Source organism: Lysinibacillus xylanilyticus, from assembly GCF_001183605.1.
Taxonomy (GTDB): domain Bacteria; phylum Bacillota; class Bacilli; order Bacillales_A; family Planococcaceae; genus Lysinibacillus; species Lysinibacillus xylanilyticus.
On the sequence record NZ_LFXJ01000005.1, the window covers coordinates 2032658 to 2051493 of the forward strand.

The window sequence follows — 18836 nt, forward strand, 5'->3', positions numbered from 1 at the left end:
TTTGGAGAGCGCTTGTCATTTCATAATAAGCATCAAAAAATTCCATAAGCCATGTTTTGTTCCCGAGTACTCAAACAGCTATCGCCTCGTACGGCCGGGTAGTAATCATCTATCTACAGAGCGAACTCTGTCCCTCTATCCGTTCAATTCCTTCTAGAGAGTGCCCCTACCATAATTTGGGTTTCTCACTCGTGGGGTTTACCTCGTTCCACCTTGCATGTTTCCAAACAAGCTACGTCACTGTGGCACTTTCAGGAAGTTTCAACCATATCAATAAGACTTAGGTTTTCCTTCCGCCGTCAGCCTTTACAGCTGCCTTACCTTATTTTTTCAGTAAGCACGAACACTACGGTCATCTCAGAACCGTGCGAGCATGGACTTTCCTCTACGACGTCTAGCGCCGCAGCGATTACCAGAATTTCATGATGATAAAAAGATTATACTAGAGTTTTATGATAAATACAATATATATTTGACAAAAAATTATTCGAACAACTTACTACCAAATACGTGTTTCTCTAAATTCGAAAGACGTTTTAAAATATCAAAGTTTGTCGTACCAGTTGCCGATGCGACTGGTTGTCTCTTAGGCGTATTATCAATTTCTTCTTTTAATTGTTTATTTTCGTCACGAAGTTGGGCCACCACTTTTTCAAACGTTTCATAGTCTTGTATTATTTCATCAAGAAATGAATCGACTTCTTCAACATTGTAGCCTTTAAAATTTTTCTTAAATTCCTTTTCAAGGATCTTTTTTGACGTTAATTTAATATCCATTCACATCGCCCTTCCTCACACTACATACGTTTCATTATAGCACACTTCATCACATTATATCGTCCGAACACATCAAATGTAAGGCTAAACTTGTCGTTTCTTGCGCTTACCCGGGAAATTATTTCTTATTTCCTAATCTAAGTAACCTTTTTTCCCAAGAAATTTCCCATTTCTGTTTTTGTTCTACTCTCCATTGCTCATTATTATCAATTAATTTTATGCCCTCTCGCGTATAAAAAAGGGCCTGGTCATAATCTTTCATTTGATGCTCATATATCATGGCGAGCTGTTCTAATACATGCAACTTTTTTCGTTGATCAACGAAATGGAGAGCAGCCACAAATGCATCGATTGCTTCACTAAACTTTTTATTTCTTTTATGCTGGATTGCTAAATAATATTGTGCATTCCCTGCTTCAAGTGCATCAAATTGGGTCGTTACCTTTTCCAAAACCTTTACGCTCTGTGAACTCTCTTTTAAATCAGCATACCATTTCCCAATATTCGTAAACGTTTTTGCCGATTCTTCGCTTGTCTCTTCAAATAGCAAATTTGTAGAGTGAACATAAAGCGTAATCAGTGAAAGTAAATCCCATTCATTATGAAGAAGGACTTTCATAAGTGCATCTGGAACACCACTTTTGATTGCATCTAAATAAATGATAGGTGCAAGATATCCAGGTATATCTCCAATGCGGGAAAAGCCAAGCTTCTCTTCTTCCACAGCTTTTAATTTCATTCGTTCCATATCATTTTTCCATAAACGCTTTGAACTATGCAACAAATCGATTTGCCGTTGTGTACGCAGTTTAGGTAATTCTTTTTGATGGAGTGTCCAACGTGTTTCAAGCTGCGGCCAATCAAAGCTTTTTCCATTGTAGGTAATAACCGTTGCTGTTTTTTGCCAAAGCTTTGATTCAAAAAGTAACGCCGCCTCATGAGCAGGATCCGCTAAAATATATTGAGTTAAAATAAAGCTTTCATCTTCTTCTGATACCTCTAAAAAGCCTAGTAGAAAAATTTGTGTGCCTACACCCTTTAAACCGGTAGTCTCTGTATCAAAAAATAATACCCTTTCATCCATTTCTAACGCATATGGATGCTCGAACTTTGCCTCTTGCCATTTTACTAATGCATCAAAAAAAGACTGCAACTTATAATGACCATGCTGAAAACTAAACGGATAACGCACCTGTCGTTTAAAAACAATACCGAAATCATTTTCTACAACTGTCAGGCCCGCCCTTTCCCACTGCTCAGTATAGCTTGGAGCAACAGGTTTTTGATAAGCAAGTTTATCCTCTTTTTTTATTGTTACTGTCGTTTTTTTCCCGAGCATTTTTTTCATTTGTAAAATTTTATTTTCGTAAGACATTCACTTCACTCATTTTCTGCATTTAAAATTGCTAAAACTTGTAGTTCTCTTTTCTGCACTTACTATAATCATAACGCATCTTTTAACTTCTGCACAAAGAGAAGGTAAAAGTAGTAAGGCTAGTCAAGTGTTCTTGTCACTTTACTTTCGTTTCAGAGCAGCTTTCCGTGGGTAAATTCAATTATGCTTTAGCGAAATTGTAGGTCCAGAATCGGATTTGTGCTTAATCAAGGTATTCAAAGCATCAATCCAAAGTCATATAATTAAAGATAATTAATTACAAAATGCGGAAATTAAGTAGGGTTTAGTATGCTGAACACTTCTTTGAAACGTGTTATCACACTAACAGTTGTTGCACTCATAATCTTTTTATCATTGTTTTTAATAATGAATATTAATAATCCGATTCCAGAGGTTCATGTAGACGCAAATGAAATTACATTTGAAACTCCTGAGGAACTGGATGCTGCAGCAGATCTCATTATTATCGCATCTCCATCTAAAAAGTTTATGGACCGTGAACATCAGGTAACATTCTTTGATGACGGTACGATTCAAGACTACTATACTTTAACAGAAGTCCAAGTTGATAAAGTTGATAAAGTTGATAAAGCACCTAACAACTTCAAAATAATACTATCAGTATAAATTGAACCCATCGGAATTGTAGAGCAAAGTATAGGGAAGAGAAAGTTAGTCACTAATCATTATGAGGTGCTCAAGGAAAAAAGTTCTTTCATCTTGTTTTTAAAACAAAACTCAATGGAACAGTACGCATTAATTAATAATAATTTATGTAAATTTAACTTAGCCCTTTAGATAATGGAGAAAAAAATCATCCGAGGCTAAGAAGTTTAAAAATAATGTTCTCCAAAAATATTCTACCGACTAACTAAAATCTATCATTCCGAGTAATAATTCAAGACTCGTTATTTTTGACTTTTTTAAGATCCATTCCACATCAAAACTATTATTTGCAATAAAACTTTGTGGATATAATCCATTTAGTAGTATAATAATTCCATATTTTATTAATAGGAGGATATTCATGAAGAAATTAGTTTTATTTATTACAATGTTGTCTTTGTTTATGGCGACATCCTTAACGGCTGATGCACACCCAGGTCGTCTTGATAGTAATGGTGGTCATAACTGTTCTGCAAAGTCTAAAGCAAAAGGTCTTTGCTCAGGTTATCATTATCATAATAAAGGCAACGAGGTAGTACCTTCTACCAATGTAAATCAAAAAACACCAACAACTCAAAGTACACCAGAGCCAGTACTTACAACTGTAGATGTATATATCAATAATGTTAAGCAATATTACAACCCAAGTGCTTATATTAAAAAAGGAACAACTTTAGTTCCTATGAAAGCTATTTTTGTATCACTTGGTGCAACTGTTACTTATGACAATGCAACAAAAAAAGTGACTGCATACAAAGATAGTAAAAAAATTGTCATTGGCGTTGGAAATAAAAACGCTTACGTTAATTCAAATGGCGTTACAACTACAATTAAATTAAATCATGCAGCTGAAATTTATAAGGGTACAACTATGGTGCCTTTACGTTTTGTAAGCGAAGCACTAGGTGCAAATATTACTTTTGATGACGCTGTATTTATTACAACAAAGTAATTAGTATAAATTGCATGGAGCAGCATCATTTTTGGGGGTGCTGCTTTTGTCATCTGATTTTTCTATAAACCTTTCATATAAGCGTCTTCAATAGATGCGTTAAAGCAACCTTCCAATCTCGTAACTGTAAGATAATCTATAAACTAATAGATGAAAAGGGCTTTAGGATTATTTTGATTTAATATCCTAAGAAGTTCTATTACCCTCTTCTTCCCTTCCTGCAAACTGTCTTGAACCCAATTGCATGATGCTGTGTAAGTCAGGGGCGTATAAAGCCTTCTCATCAAGTAGTTCGATATATCTCGCCTGTAAAAACAAAGTATCATCAGCAGTTGAGTGAGGGTAATACGTGTCATTCACAATAATCGTTCGCTGCTTGTAAAGTTCCACATCATTCAAGACAAAGTATTCTTCCATCTCATTCTTGAAGGATGCTTGTATACCCATTTCCCTTTTGAAATGGGTTGATAGATAGGATTATAAACAACTTTAATATTGGATGTAGTAACCGTCCCAGTAACTATTTGAAGCTCGCATACTTAATTTCACTACATTCCTCCAACCAGATAAGAGAAATGTTGTTGATGGATTTAAACTTCCCTGATTTGTCCATCCCTCGGAAGATTATCTTTGAACCATTCGGAAACTTCACTGACATAGGCGATCAGCGTGTTTTTACCTTTTCAGATAGCCCTAGATCCTCAATTATTTTGTAAACAAAGAAAACGTACTGTCTCTATGCGTGTCGTAGACTTCACGAATCACAAGAACTGTACATTTTTCTTCAAGTAATATTAAAAGTATTTTTAATGCCTCATGATAGGATTTTGAAGAATCGTATCCACCGACAAAGAAGTTGAGCTTTACAACGCCAGTCGAAAAGAAAATCTTCGAAATATGGGCTTACTTCTCTTTCTACTGCTGTTGTCAACTCTCTCAACTCCTTATCGACTATAAAAAACACTCGTTAATCGCATCTTTTTTACTGATGCCATTCATATTTATAAAGTTCTTTATCTGCTGTTTTATATAATAAAACTATCGTATCGTTACCATGATCTCGTGCTTTGTAGAAATAATAATCTCCTTCTGCTGCTTGAATATCATGGGTTTTAAAAACCTCTACAACTGATTGTTCATTTTGGCGAAACTTGATAGTTCTTATTTTAAAATTTTCTATTTTATTATTTGCTTCAGCTACTTGTTGTGTCGTGAGTTGTACAAAGGGAGTTTCAGTGAAATCAATCGGTTTCGAATAACTATACTTTGTGAACCACTCTCCATCACCACGAGCATTGTTTTCTGTCGTAAGTAAGCTTTTTACTTCAGCAGCTCGGGGTAAATCGATCCCCCAGCTCTTCTCAAGAGCTTCATATTCATCTAAAAGCAAACTATGTATCACCCAAATGAAGAATAATAAAGTTAGTCCAATGAATATAGCCAAACTAACAATCCATTTTTTTCACAAAATCACCTCATTTTGTAGACGAGAAATTTTGAGAAACGTTGCATCCATCTTTTATCATACCTAATAGTTGGCTCTTTTTTATACAGAAAATGAGAGCTTTAATGTTGGGTGTCGTAAACGTTCTAATAATTCTTTAAAGTCCGTATACAAATCAGCAAAATGTTGTTGATGGACTTTAGCTTTTCTGATTTGTCCATCCCTCGGAAGATTATCTTTGAACCATTCGGAAACTTCACTGACATAGGCGATCAGCGTGTTTTTACCTTTTCAGATAGCCCTAGATCCTCAATTATTTTGTAAATAAAGAAAACGTACTGTCTCTATGCGTGTCGTAAACTTCCGAACGACTAGAGCTGTACGTTTCTCTTCTAACAACTTTAAAAGTATTTTCAATGCTATGTGGTAGGATTTCGAATAACCATACCCTCGACAAGGTGTTGAGTTTTACATCTACGTTCGACGATAAAAAAGCACCCTAACGATTCGAAGTGTCAACTAGAAGAGTTTACAGGTTTTTACCGTAAAATGATTTATAAACCAATCAAAGAAGAGGGCTTGAAGGAAAAGTACTAGACTTTTTACTTTCATGCCCTCTTTTATCTCTAATTTAAAATTCGCAGTAACTCTACTACTTTTTTCTTTGCTTCTTGCAAACTATCCTGCGCCCCTATACATGAAGGACAGCCTGATTCACAAGCACAGCCTGCTACATGCTCCAAGGTCTTATTCAACAAATCTCCCCATAAATCATACACCTTTTCACTTAATCCAATACCCCCTGGGTACTTATCATAAACAAAAAATGTCGGCTGCTCATTATGAGTTGCCTTAACTTGTGGGACGACTGCGACATCGCTACTGTCACACTGAATGAATATCGGAATGAAAGCATTCATAGCATATGCAGCTCCTGTCATGGCATCTGTTAGCTCCGCCTCCGACCATTTTTCTAGTGCAGAGAATGATAACCATGATGAGCTTGTATGCATTTCATCTGGTGGTAAATGAATAGGGCCAGAACCGATATTATCGTGTGTTCCGAAGCGTATTTTTTTAAATATCGTCGCCTGTGCGACTAAGCCAACATCACCGAAGCCAATAATACCACCCTTATAATCTCGGCTCCTATCTTCTTCTAGCACCTTCATCTCGACAGCTAGATTAGCGTCAGTATAGTAATCGACATCTACTTCCCGTACAAACGCTTTCTTTTCTTCCCAATCAAGCTTTTCTACTTGAAATTGAATGCCCTGATGCAAATAAATAGCCTCTTCATGTAGCAATGTCATCGCACTATGACGATCCATTTCACCAATTACCTTTGTTTGTGCAGGGACAGTTATATCAATTATCACAACATTTTCTTGTGATGCAGAGCGAAGACTAATATCATGTGCCGGAAAACGGTCACTCATCCAATGCCACTTCTCACTCGTTTTAAAAACAACGCCTTCCTCCGCTAAATATTCCAGTAACTCCTGAATTTCATATTCACCATACGTATCATGTGTGGAAAACGGTAGCTCAAACGCTGCACATTTCAAATGATCCATTAAAATCAGCATATTTTCAGGATAAATACGCGCTTCCTCAGGGGCACTGCCAAGTAAAAAGAGTGGATGGTTCACTACATACTGGTCAAGTGCAGCCGATTGCGCTACATAAATAATTAGCGCCTCGTCCTGACGACGGCCAGCACGACCTGCTTGCTGCCAAGCACTAGCAATATTTCCTGGATAACCTGTCATGATACATGCTTGTAATTGGCCAATATCTACGCCTAATTCCAGCGCATTTGTACTAACTACCGTTTGGATAGTACCGTCACGAAGTCCTCGTTCAATAACACGTCGCTCAGAGGGTAAATAACCACCACGATAACCTCTTACCGATTCATCTAAAAGTTTATTGCGTGTGAGTTCCTTTAAATACGTTACAATCATTTCTACTCGCACACGACTTTTAGCAAAAATAATGGTTTGAATACCTGCTGTATATAATCTTTTCGCGAGATCACTCACCTCTAAAACAGCACTTCGACGCACGCCAAATGTTTTATGGACGATAGGTGGGTTATAAAAAAGAAATGTCTTTTTCCCAACTGGCGCTCCGGAATCGCTGATTAAGGCATGGCTTTCATTCGTTAAAGCTTCCGCTAACTCTTTTGGGTTTTTAATGGTTGCTGATGTACAAATGAAAATCGGCTTACTGCCATAAAACTCACAAATACGCTTTAATCTTCGAATAACATGCGCAACATGTGAGCCAAACACACCTTTATATGTATGCAACTCATCAATGACGATATACTGTAAATTTTCAAATAAGGAAACCCATTTCGTATGATGTGGCAAAATCCCCGAATGCAGCATATCAGGATTTGTCATCACAATATGCCCTGCCTTACGAACCTTTTGGCGAATGCCAGGCGCAGTATCCCCATCATACGTATAGCTTAAAATTTCCTCACCGCTTTGTTCGATTAATTCATTTAAATCATTTTTCTGATCCTGCGCTAATGCTTTCGTTGGAAATAAATAAATCGCACGTGAATTTTTATCTTCTAATATTTTTTGTAGTACCGGTAAATGGTAGCAATATGATTTTCCAGACGCCGTTGGTGTAACTGCAGTAAAGGATACACCATCCATCGCGTGATCAAACGCCTGACGTTGATGGGTATACAGTTGTTCCATCCCTCTTGTTCGAAGAGCCTTAACAAGTGAAGGGTGTAAATTTTCTGGAAAAGGTGCATATTTAGCTTCACGCCCTTCAAGCGTTTGCCAGTGTAAAATGCGTTCCTTCAATTCCTCATCATATCTCCACTCGTTTAACAGTTCACTAATGGTCCTTTTTTTCGATAACATCTGTTTCTATCTCCTTCACTAGCCGTTCAAAAATTTTTAACGTATACGAGGCTGAATGAGTTGCATCTAAGAAACGCTTTTTACTCGTTTCTTTATAGAAGGATTGCACAACAAATTGCTCCATCGATTCAACCGCTGAAGCAATTTGTTGTGTATGCATATATTTTGGCTGATTTTTTTGAATCCACTTATTCGCCTCCTGCTGCCATTCCTTTAACAGCTGGTGAATAATATCAGCGTGTGGCTTAACCTCAACAAAAAAGTCTGGAGTACGATTCTCCTCACGCATTTGCCAGAAGCGTGATACACATCTTTCACATTCATCTATTAATTTAGAAGTTTGCTGTATTAACAAAAATTTTGCACCTCATCTCATAATGGAGGCCCGTCACCATACCTAACGTGGGATTGATTCCGTTCGACTGTGCACTTTCCTGAGGGCATCCGATAAGCCGCTCTTGGCAATATTTGGCCGAGGGCGTAATCACCAAACGCCATGCTTTTAGCCTTCGTTCCGCTACCGGTCGCTCCAGATTTCATCTGTGACGCTGATCCTAAAGAATAACTAAGCCTCACTTCATCAACCTATTACATGACACACGTTTCAACAAATGTCTTTCCACTTTTGGTGGCGAGCCTTTAAGTCTTATAGTAATTAAGTTGGATTCATCCTTAAAATGAAAATTCATCTACATTTACGTAAATGCATAGTATCATTTTAAGTAGATTTTCCGAACCTGCTTTTTTAAAATTTGTCCTACCTAAAATATTCGTCTGCAAAATTATTTATATTATATGAGTAATTTTCGCCTAATGATGTATAAAAACTTTCATCACCAGAAGGGTCTTCTGTGCGAAAAACGTAGCAACAACGCAGGGCGTCGTTTACGGAAGCATGATCACAGGACATGATGATTTTAGCCTTCGTCCCACTACCGGCTCGTTCTAGTGTCTCAACTGTGACCAAGAAGTTGCCAAGTCTTCACTCCAATCAGCTTATATAAATGGCATAACTTTCAAACGAATGACATTCCTAGCTTTTGGTGATGTGTCTTTTTCAAGGCACATCATTCATCGTGGCAAATAATGTATGAAAAATGCTCATATTGAGTTATTTAAATTGCATATGAGATAAGTGTACCAAAGTCTATCATTTTTCACTACTAATAGGCGAACAAGCATTCTTTACTTGCCAGTTCTTTTCTGCTAAGCTTACTTTCTGGCTAACAGATTTGAGCTGCATAAAAAATTGCATACTCTGTGCATTGTTTTCCAAAGACACTCTCGTTAACAGTAATTGATTGACCAGATCCAACTGCGCAACTAATTGTTTTAACTTGTTCAAAATAACGCCTCCTTTGCTTTAATTTATGTATTCCCCGCATGTATAAAATTACCTTCATGCGTGACAAAATAAGCGTAAGTTAGCTGAAAGAAGAAGTATTTCGATAAATTTTAATTGAACTAGTCTATTAAATTTTATCCCCTTCTAATTTGTCTATCTAGTAGAGAAGCTAACGTGGAGTACAGTTTTTTCTATTAATTCGCATGGGAATATCATCAGTTATTTTGACGATTTGCGTGAAAGAACTAGTTATAATTCATGATATTTTTCGACTTTAAGAGGCGAAAATTGCCCAATGACCGATTTTTATATTGGTAATTTCGACCACCGTTAATTTAGCATCAATCATACTATTAATGGAAGTAGAGAACTGCTACTTAATCATGGTAAACTATTGTATAATAGCAGTATTATAGAGGGTGAACTAAGTGACAATTCGTTATCCGAACGGGAAATTATATTCCCCTAATCCAGCTGTTCAAAAAACAGCAAAAAAGGGAAAGGAAAAAGATTTTTCTTTTAGTAATCGAGGAAAAACACTAGAAGATGAAATTAATGAAGCAAACGATTATTATGTAAAAAGGCGATTTGCTATCATTCATAAGAAACCTGTTCCCGTGCAAATCGTCAAAGTAGAGTACCCATCACGAAGTGCTGCAGTTATTCGTGAGGCTTATTTCCGAACACCTTCAACAACAGATTACAATGGTGTTTGGAACGGGCATTATATTGATTTTGATGCAAAGGAAACTGCTTCAAAGACCAGTTTTCCCCTAAAGAATATTCACTTGCATCAAATGACACATATGCAGCAAGTGACGGAACAAAATGGTGTGGCTTTTATTATCGTTCGTTTCTCAGCTTATGAACGATATTTTATCGTGCCATACGATGTTTTACAAAAGGCCTGGCTAGCAATGGAAAACGGTGAACGTAAATCGATCCCCTTTTCAACTATAGAAAAGGAAGCTTTTGAAATTCCTACAAGCTATTATCCACGTATCGATTATTTACCGATTGTCCAAAAGCTAATTGAAGCAAAAAGCCATGGTTCTGAAAGTGAGGAGATAGTAGAATGACTGAACGTCGTCCGACACGCGGTGAGCATCAAAAGGCTCTCGCTCAAAAAAATAAAAAAAGCGCTCCAAAACCATCGAAGAAAAAATGGTTCAAGCGCATTACATTAACACTTATAGCTATTGTAGCTGCATGTTTTATTGGAGGTGCTGGGTTATTCGCCTTTTATGCAAGTTCCGCACCTGAACTAGATGAAAGCTTACTGAAGGACCCTGTTTCCTCAGAGTTTTATGATAAAAACGGTGAAATATTTGCAACAATTGGTGCAGAAAACCGGAAATATGTAAAATATGAAGATATACCACAAGATATGATTAACGCTATCCTTGCAACGGAAGATGTACGCTTTTTCGAACACGGTGGTATGGATTTTTATCGCCTTGGTGGTGCGGTTCTTGCAAACTTCCGTGATGGCTTCGGGGCACAAGGGGCTTCGACATTAACACAACAAGTTGTTAAAAACTCATTTTTACAAAATGAGAAAAAATTAAAACGTAAGGCACAGGAAGCTTGGCTTTCTTTCAAATTAGAACGTAAATATACAAAAGAAGAAATTTTTGAAATGTACTTTAACAAAATGCTGATGTCAGGTCGTGTTTATGGCTTCGGAACAGCAGCTCAATATTTCTATGGTAAAGAACTAAAAGATTTAACTTTAGATGAAGAAGCATTACTTGCAGGTTTAGTACAACGTCCAAATGCTTACAATCCATTGAAAAATCCTGAACTTGCAAAAAAACGTCGTAATACAGTTCTAGGATTAATGTATCAACATGGAAAAATTACAAAAGCTCAGATGGAGGAAGCTAAGAAAGTAGACGTTCAAGCAGGCCTAGCTGACGATGCGACACGTCAAAAATTTTCTGGCTCTAAATACGATGCCTTCCTTGATGTCGTTATTAATGAACTAGAGAAAAATGGTGATGGTAGTGCAATGGCGGAAGGAATTAAAGTCTATACAACACTTGATCCGAATGCACAACAAACTGTTGAAAACATTATGAATGATGACAGTAACTTCCCAACAGAAAAGATTCAATCTGGTGTGGCTGTCGTTGATACGAAAACTGGTCAAATTCAAGCAATCGGTGGCGGTCGCCATTACGGGGCTGAACGTGGTTTCAACTATGCATTTGACTTAAAACATCAACCAGGCTCAACAATGAAGCCATTAATAGATTATGGACCAGTAATCGAAAATTTAAAATGGTCAACAGGTCAAACACTTGTGGATGAACCTATGAACTACACAGGATCGAAACAAACCATTACGAACTGGGATAATAAATATATGGGAGCAATGACAGCACGTAAAGCTTTATATGCTTCACGTAACGTTCCAGCTGTTAAAGTATTGCAAGAAGTTGGTATTGATAAAGCTAAAGAATTTATTGGTCGTTTAGGTATTAAATCTGAAAATGTTTATGAGTCTGATGCAATCGGTGGTGGAGATATTTCGATGTCTCCTACGCAAATGGCAGCTTCCTATGCAGCATTTGGGAATAATGGTGTTTATACTGATCCTTATGCGATTACAAAAATCGTGTACCGTGATGGAAAAACAACAAAAGACTACACACCAGAGTCTAATGTAGCAATGAGTGATTATACAGCTTATATGGTGACAGATATGTTACGTGACGTTGTCGGCAATAAGCCCGATGCATCAGGTACTGCAGCAAATGTACCTGGATTAGATATCGCAGGTAAAACAGGTACAACAAACTATTCACGCGCTGATTTTAGCAAGCATAATTTACCGGATACAAGCGTGCCAGATTCATGGTTTGCTGGTTACACATCAAACTATTCAATCGCTATTTGGAGTGGTTATGAAGAACACTTTGATCCAATTACTACTTGGGATGAACGTCGTTTACCACAACATTTATTTAAACAAATTATGGAAGATATTTCAGCAAACGTAGAAACACCAAGTTTCAAAAAACCAAACTCAGTTGTGGAAGCTACAATTGAAGTAGGCTCAAAGCCACTTAAATTAGCAAGTAACTTTACTCCAAGTGAGAAACGTGGTACAGAGCTATTTGTACGTGGTACAGAGCCTAAGGAAGTTTCAAATGAATACGCAATGCCAGAACTTTCTTCACCTTACAATGTAAGTGCAAGCCTAGATTTAGAAGGTCAATCTATCAATATTTCATGGGAGCATGATGCAATGCTTAATCCGGAAACGGATGAACCGCTACCAACAACCTTCGAGGTATCCGCTACACGAGAAGGTGGAGAAACTATTTCTCTTGGTACAACTGATAGCAAAGACTTAACAGTAAGCAACAAGCTGGAAGATGGCAATTACACGATTTCTGTTGTAGCAGTTGTAGATGGTACACGCAGTAAACCAGGTACAACTTCTTTCCAAATATCAGGTACGACTGATGAAGATGATAAAGATAAAGATAAAGATAAAGATAAAGATAAAGATAAAGATCCAGAATCTCCAGATAAACCTGATGTTGAGGAACCAACCGCACCGGATGAAAATGGCAACAACGGAGACAATGGTAACAACAACGGTAACCACAATGGTAACGGAAATGACAACAGTGGCAATAACGGCAATAGTGGCAATAACGGCAATAGTGGCAACAATGGCAACAATGGCAATGGTAACGCTGGTGGGAATGGTAACAACGGCAATACAGGAAACAATGGTACCCCCCCAGGTAACAATGGCAACAACAATGGTAGCAAGCCACCAACAACGCCAACTGAACCAACCACACCGGATGATGGTACCGGAAGTACTGAATAAAATAAAGCAGAGTAGCGTAACGCTACTCTGCTTTTTTGTGTTGAAGAACTGTATGTCTATAAGTCAAAGTGTCATAATAACGTATGATTCTTCGGCAAATCAACCACATCACATAGAAAAGTTTCTTTTGCATGGCAATCTAATTTATAGTGATAATTTGAAACTTCAAAAGTTACTTTTTTTTGCGCGAAAGCGTAGCGACAGACTGTGGAAGTGGCTTAACACATTGACCAGAGAAAAGCGCGAGAAATCAACATTTCTAAAATTGATTTCTCGCGCTATTAAGGTTTTGACCAGTTATGTACCAGCCTCTTTTTATATCTTTCAGTTTGCTTAATCTATCCGTCTATATTACTTTTTTGCAGCCTGCAAGCGTAGCCGTGCTGCTCGTTTTTTTGTTTCCTTAAATAATTCATCGAGCTGACGATAACAGGCATATTGGCCAGGCTTTGCTTTTATAAAGGTTAATCGTTCGACACCGTTTATAGGCAACACTTCATCCCCTGCATCTTGCACTAAGCGCTCAAACAATAAAATGGCCTTTTCCATCAATCCTTTTGCTTCACCATTCCTTGCATCATGAGCTACATGAATTTGGCCTTCTAGCTCTGCCCACTTTGCAAACCAAGCATCTATTTTTTCCTTTTCGATTGCCTCTACATTCACGCTTCCTTCACCAGCCCTTTCTTTAAACGCTTTTGCCCTTCTCTACAATCATCAAGTAAAGGGCAAGTGTGACAGTTAGGGTTTTGAGCTTTACAATGATAACGACCAAAGAAAATTAGCTGATGATGTGTTTTCGACCACTTGTCCATCGGTGTTTTTTTCATAATTGTTTCTTCGACTTCTAGCACTGAATCCTTCCAACGACAAAGCCCTAATCGTTTAGACACGCGCTCTACATGTGTATCTACTGCAAGTGCAGGAATTTCAAAAGCTACAGACAACACGACATTAGCCGTCTTACGGCCAACACCAGGCAATGTGACTAGTGCTTCTCGGCTTGCTGGTATTTCTCCCTCGTATTCCTCTAATAGCCTTTGACATAATGCTTGAATATTCTTTGCCTTATTTCGATACAAGCCAATGGAGCGAATATCCTGTTGCAGCTCCTCTAAGGATACAGCTAAATAATCTTCCGGCTTTTTATATTTTTGAAACAATGTTTTCGTTACTTTGTTTACAAGTACATCCGTACACTGTGCCGATAATAACGTGGCAATAGTTAGTTCAAACGGATTGTCATGCACTAACTCACAATGTGCATCAGGAAACATACGATCCATTTCCGCTAGACAATGCTCCCATTGTTTTTTTGTTAACATGTTGGAAGCCCCCTATTCTCTTTCTTCTAACCAATTATAAAATGGTACTTTATTTGTCGACTGTGCTTCTTGCTGCATTGTTCGGACTGGCGGTCGGTTAAATGTTTGTTTTTCCCGGAACTGCTCGCTTTGTTTCTGTGCAGCCTGTGGTGTCGTAATATTTTTCTTTTTCCACTCCAGTAATATTCGATCTATATAACGAATACTTAGCTTATCAGCAAACACAGCCTCCTTAAGCGCCTCCTTAATAAGCGCCGGACTGTGCTTATCCTCATCTAACCACGATCCGATTTTTTCTAGCTCTAAAGGAGATAAAAGACGCCCCATTTCCTCTTCAAATAAGCGGAATATTTCACCCTCTTCTTGTCGAAGCGATGCTGCTGATTTTTGATGTTCCTTCATTTCAATCATCTGCATAATACGCTCCCAAAGTGGGTATACCGAATATTTTTCATATAGTTTGCCATTTGCATCGACGTCGCTTGTTATTCCAAGGAAGCCTTTTTGCATTAATCGCTGTAGACGTGAAGTAATGTCATTGCCAGGCATTGTCAAACGATTCATCAGGTCATTAGGTGTTGGAAAATCATTTCCCTCCATATGGAACGCAAGTAAATGCATAACAATAAGTGCCTCATCATCCTCAATATTTAACTCCTTATAAAACTGAAAAAAAAGCTGAGGAATTTGAATCATTTTCTGCTCAGTCCATGTACGGAGTCGATTGTTATTTGTGCTCATATTATACTTGACTCCTTTTTCCATCGTAAGTAGAAAAGCCGCGTAGATACATCACTACGCGACTTTTTTAATTTTAACTGCTTTAACGGGCAGCAAAACCTAAAACTAAACTTGTTGTTGCTTATGGATATAAGCGGTTTAGTAAACGTGGGAATGGAATCGTTTCACGAATGTGCTCCGTGCCAGAGATCCATGCCACTGTACGTTCCAATCCAAGACCGAAGCCTGAATGTGGTACAGAACCTTGTTTACGTAACTCTAAATACCATGCATAAGCATCTAGAGATAATTGATGTTCTTCAAGACGTGATTTTAATAAATCATAGTCATGAATACGCTCAGAACCACCAATTATTTCACCATAACCTTCTGGTGCAATTAAATCTGCACATAATACTACATCATCACGGTCAGGATGTGGTTGCATGTAGAATGGCTTAATGCCTACTGGGTAACAAGTGATGAATACAGGTTTGTCAAATGAATTCGCAATTGCTGTTTCATGTGGTGCACCGAAATCATCGCCCCATTCAATATCGTCAAATCCTTGTTCATGTAACAATTTAATGGCATCGTCGTAAGAAATACGAGGGAATGGTGCTTTGATATTTTCAAGTTTTGATGTATCACGACCAAGTCGCTCTAATTCTAATTTGCAGTTTGCCAGAACTGATTGCACAATATGCTCTACATACTGTTCTTGCACTTCTAGGTTTTCTTCAAATTCCACAAATGCCATTTCCGGTTCAATCATCCAAAACTCGATTAAGTGACGGCGTGTTTTAGATTTTTCTGCACGGAACGTCGGACCGAATGAAAATACTTTACCTAATGCCATTGCAGCCGCTTCCATATAAAGTTGACCAGATTGAGAAAGATATGCATCCTCATCAAAATATTTTGTATGGAATAGCTCAGAAGTACCTTCTGGAGCTGATCCAGTTAAAATCGGTGGGTCCATTTTCGTAAAGCCATTGTTGTTGAAAAACTCGTAAGTTGCACGAATAATTTCGTTACGAACTTTCATAATCGCATGTTGCTTACGAGAACGTAGCCATAAGTGACGGTTATCCATTAAAAACTCTGGACCATGTTCTTTTGGCGTAATAGGGAAATCAGTTGCAGCATGTAGTACTTCAATACCAGTTACAGCAATTTCACAGCCAAAGCTTGAACGCTCATCTGCTTTAACCTCTCCCGTAATGTACATTGAAGTTTCTTGGGACATACCTTTTGCAATGGCGAAAATTTCTTCGCCGACTTCTTCTTTTACAACAACGCCCTGAACAAAGCCAGAACCATCACGTAATTGTAAGAAGGCAATTTTCCCACTTGATCGTTTGTTCGCTAACCAAGCTCCTAGCTTGACGGTTTCACCGATATGCTTTGGCATATCTTGAATCATAATTTTTTTCATAGAAATCCTCCAAAATTGGTTAAAAGGATTAGTCTTGCCATTTTGATTTTACAAATGTATCAATTCGACGGACTGCCTCTTCTAATAAGTCTAATGATGTAGCATAAGATAATCGCATTGTAGTTGGTGCACCAAAGCCAGAGCCTGGAATCACTGCTACGTTTGCTTCTGTTAAAATATCCGCAGCGAATGCATCTACTGAATCATAGCCAGTATGAGCCATAGCTTCTGCTACATCTGGTAATAAGTAAAATGCGCCCTGAGGTTTTAAAACGTTGAAGCCAGGAATTGCACTTAATTGTGGATAAATTTTTTCAAGACGAGACTCGAATGCTTGACGCATTTCTTCTACAGCGTCTTGTGGTCCATTATACGCTTCCACTGTTGCATATTGTGCAGTTGTTGTTGCGTTTGATGTAGAGTGTGATGCTAGGTCAGTCATTGATTTAATAATGTCCACATCCCCTGCAGCATACCCTATACGCCAGCCTGTCATAGAGTGTGATTTTGCAACACCATTTACAACGATTGTACGTGCTTTCACTGCATCAGATAACTGTGCAATTGAAAAATGCTCAATACCATTGTATACAAGCTTCTCATAAATTTCATCTGACACGATTAAAATATCTTTTTCTTCTGCAACAGCAGCAATTTCTGCAATCTCGTCACGAGAATAAATCATTCCTGATGGGTTGCTAGGAGAGTTAATAATAACTGCTTTTGTTTTATCTGTCACAGCAGCTCTTAATTGATCCGCAGTAATTTTATAGCCTTGCTCACTTGTGCCTTCCACATAAACAGGTACACCGCCCGCCAATTTTACTTGCTCAGGATAAGATACCCAATAAGGAATTGGAATAATAACTTCATCGCCCTCGTTCAAAATAACTTGGAATAAAGTGTAAAGAATATGTTTTGCACCAACACCTACAATTACTTCACTCGGCTTGTATGTAAGATTGTTGTCGCGTTGAAGTTTATCGATAATAGCTTTCTTAAGTACTGGAAGACCGCCAGCAGGTGTATATTTTGTTAAACCTTTTTCCATCGAGTCAATGGCAGCATTTAAAATATTTTGTGGTGTATTGAAGTCAGGCTCACCTGCACCCAGACCAATTACATCAATACCTTGCTCTTTTAACTCCTTTGCTTTCGCAGTAATCGCTAAAGTTGAAGATGGTGTTAAAGTTTTTACACGGTTTGCTAATAAATTTTTCATACGGGATCTACTCCTCTTATAAATTCGTAATGCGCTTCCACCAGTCGCCGTCCTTAAACATAATATAGACATAGTTGAGCTTATCGTTATTGTTTAGGTATGTAATTTCCCAAACAGCACCTGGCTCCTCATAGCCTAATTTTATACTGAGGACATTTTGTACATTTCCTTCATTTTTTAAAACCGATAATGCCTGCTTTTCCGTAATACCATCTTTTAAAAATACTTCCTTAATTGAATCAGCTTTTAGATTCGTCGGAACAAAGACAGCTTTTTTATCACCATATTCATCTACCCCGAAGACAGTGACATACGAATGTTTGCCATTATATGTGTAGGACTCCGAGACAATTGCGAGGGCTTTGGCATCAAGTGCCAACTGTTCAGCCTTCTCTTCAATTGAATGGAATGGAGCCTCGGCTTTCCAGAGTACTAAAATACTTATGACAAGTGACAATGAAACCATAAAGACAGAAATGAAAATCAACCAGTTTTTCATATATTCACCTTAAGTTTCACATCTAGCTTATTCTTTAACACGAATGCTTGATGCTTTTGCATGTTTGTAACTGCGTATACATTCATTTTGCTTTCCATTTTTGTCAACCTGCTTTCTTTCCTCATACCACAACATTATACAACAATTTTGTGCTGTCGTGTTTCTTAATTTCATATATTGTACGTTGATAGAATAACGTTTTCAAATGATTCGTTTAGTAATTTTTTTCTTTTTAGTTCAACCCTTAAAAAGGATAACCCTTTCAAAGTAAAAATTCCTACTTCAAGCATCGATTTTCCTGCTAATATTAA

General features: G+C 37.7%; 16 protein-coding genes, 1 other RNA gene and 2 pseudogenes. 4 read left to right on the forward strand and 15 right to left on the reverse strand.

Going from position 1 to position 18836, the window contains the following annotated elements:
- Nucleotides 1–40: 40 nt before the first annotated feature.
- The 3 genes from rnpB to ACZ11_RS12765 form a co-directional block, all read right to left on the reverse strand.
- An RNA gene (gene rnpB, locus ACZ11_RS25250) (RNase P RNA component class B) lies at nt 41–421 on the reverse strand.
- A gap of 62 nt (nt 422–483) precedes the next feature.
- A complete protein-coding gene (gene gpsB, locus ACZ11_RS12760; protein ID WP_049666591.1) occupies nt 484–777 on the reverse strand; it encodes a cell division regulator GpsB in 294 nt (97 codons plus the stop codon).
- A gap of 118 nt (nt 778–895) precedes the next feature.
- The gene (locus tag ACZ11_RS12765; protein WP_049666593.1) at nt 896–2152 is read right to left on the reverse strand and encodes a ribonuclease H-like domain-containing protein; all 1257 of its coding nucleotides are present in this window, start codon (nt 2150–2152) and stop codon (nt 896–898) included.
- Between the two features lie 309 nt (nt 2153–2461).
- Between ACZ11_RS12765 and ACZ11_RS12770 the strand changes: the two genes are divergently transcribed.
- Nucleotides 2462–2800, forward strand: coding sequence for a hypothetical protein (locus tag ACZ11_RS12770; RefSeq protein ID WP_049666594.1), 339 nt, complete (start codon nt 2462–2464; stop codon nt 2798–2800).
- A 400-nt stretch (nt 2801–3200) separates the two neighbouring features.
- Nucleotides 3201–3791, forward strand: a complete 591-nt coding sequence (locus tag ACZ11_RS12775; protein ID WP_049666597.1) for a copper amine oxidase N-terminal domain-containing protein — start codon at nt 3201–3203, stop codon at nt 3789–3791.
- A 234-nt stretch (nt 3792–4025) separates the two neighbouring features.
- Here the strand turns inward: ACZ11_RS12775 and ACZ11_RS25255 are convergent.
- The 6 genes and pseudogenes from ACZ11_RS25255 to ACZ11_RS12800 form a co-directional block, all read right to left on the reverse strand.
- Nucleotides 4026–4722, reverse strand: a pseudogene (locus ACZ11_RS25255) (PBSX family phage terminase large subunit); the annotation flags it as partial.
- Nucleotides 4723–4773: 51 nt separating this feature from the next.
- Nucleotides 4774–5181 carry a hypothetical protein gene (locus ACZ11_RS12785; protein WP_049666598.1) on the reverse strand — a complete coding sequence of 136 codons (408 nt, stop codon included), beginning with the start codon at nt 5179–5181 and terminating at the stop codon, nt 4774–4776.
- Between the two features lie 171 nt (nt 5182–5352).
- Nucleotides 5353–5685 (reverse strand): annotated as a pseudogene (locus tag ACZ11_RS25260) (phage terminase large subunit); the annotation flags it as partial.
- A 176-nt stretch (nt 5686–5861) separates the two neighbouring features.
- Nucleotides 5862–8126, reverse strand: coding sequence for a DEAD/DEAH box helicase (locus ACZ11_RS12790; RefSeq protein ID WP_049666600.1), 2265 nt, complete (start codon nt 8124–8126; stop codon nt 5862–5864).
- Nucleotides 8101–8481, reverse strand: a complete 381-nt coding sequence (locus ACZ11_RS12795) for a YppE family protein (RefSeq protein ID WP_049666601.1) — start codon at nt 8479–8481, stop codon at nt 8101–8103. Before ACZ11_RS12795 ends, ACZ11_RS12790 begins: the two co-directional genes overlap by 26 nt.
- Nucleotides 8482–9276: 795 nt before the next feature.
- On the reverse strand, nt 9277–9471 hold the full coding sequence (locus ACZ11_RS12800) for a hypothetical protein (RefSeq protein ID WP_049666603.1): 195 nt from the start codon (nt 9469–9471) through the stop codon (nt 9277–9279).
- A gap of 428 nt (nt 9472–9899) precedes the next feature.
- Between ACZ11_RS12800 and recU the strand changes: the two genes are divergently transcribed.
- Nucleotides 9900–10550, forward strand: a complete 651-nt coding sequence (gene recU, locus ACZ11_RS12805; RefSeq protein WP_049666605.1) for a Holliday junction resolvase RecU — start codon at nt 9900–9902, stop codon at nt 10548–10550.
- The gene (locus tag ACZ11_RS12810; protein ID WP_049666607.1) at nt 10547–13321 is read left to right on the forward strand and encodes a penicillin-binding protein 1A; all 2775 of its coding nucleotides are present in this window, start codon (nt 10547–10549) and stop codon (nt 13319–13321) included. Before recU ends, ACZ11_RS12810 begins: the two co-directional genes overlap by 4 nt.
- A gap of 351 nt (nt 13322–13672) precedes the next feature.
- Here the strand turns inward: ACZ11_RS12810 and ACZ11_RS12815 are convergent, their stop codons facing one another.
- From ACZ11_RS12815 to ACZ11_RS12840, 6 genes are all read right to left on the reverse strand, one after another.
- Nucleotides 13673–13987 (reverse strand): YpoC family protein, encoded by a 315-nt coding sequence (locus ACZ11_RS12815; RefSeq protein ID WP_049666609.1) that lies wholly within the window; start codon nt 13985–13987, stop codon nt 13673–13675.
- Nucleotides 13984–14646, reverse strand: a complete 663-nt coding sequence (gene nth, locus ACZ11_RS12820) for an endonuclease III (protein ID WP_049666611.1) — start codon at nt 14644–14646, stop codon at nt 13984–13986. The genes ACZ11_RS12815 and nth overlap by 4 nt, the downstream gene beginning before the upstream one ends.
- A 12-nt stretch (nt 14647–14658) precedes the next feature.
- On the reverse strand, nt 14659–15387 hold the full coding sequence (locus ACZ11_RS12825) for a DnaD domain-containing protein (RefSeq protein ID WP_049666613.1): 729 nt from the start codon (nt 15385–15387) through the stop codon (nt 14659–14661).
- 121 nt (nt 15388–15508) lie between these two features.
- Nucleotides 15509–16804: an asparagine--tRNA ligase gene (gene asnS, locus ACZ11_RS12830; RefSeq protein ID WP_049666615.1), complete on the reverse strand. Its 1296-nt coding sequence runs from the start codon at nt 16802–16804 to the stop codon at nt 15509–15511.
- A gap of 28 nt (nt 16805–16832) precedes the next feature.
- Nucleotides 16833–18026: a pyridoxal phosphate-dependent aminotransferase gene (locus ACZ11_RS12835; protein WP_049666617.1), complete on the reverse strand. Its 1194-nt coding sequence runs from the start codon at nt 18024–18026 to the stop codon at nt 16833–16835.
- A 16-nt stretch (nt 18027–18042) separates the two neighbouring features.
- Nucleotides 18043–18525 carry a cell wall elongation regulator TseB-like domain-containing protein gene (locus ACZ11_RS12840; protein ID WP_049666619.1) on the reverse strand — a complete coding sequence of 161 codons (483 nt, stop codon included), beginning with the start codon at nt 18523–18525 and terminating at the stop codon, nt 18043–18045.
- Nucleotides 18526–18836 lie beyond the last annotated feature (311 nt).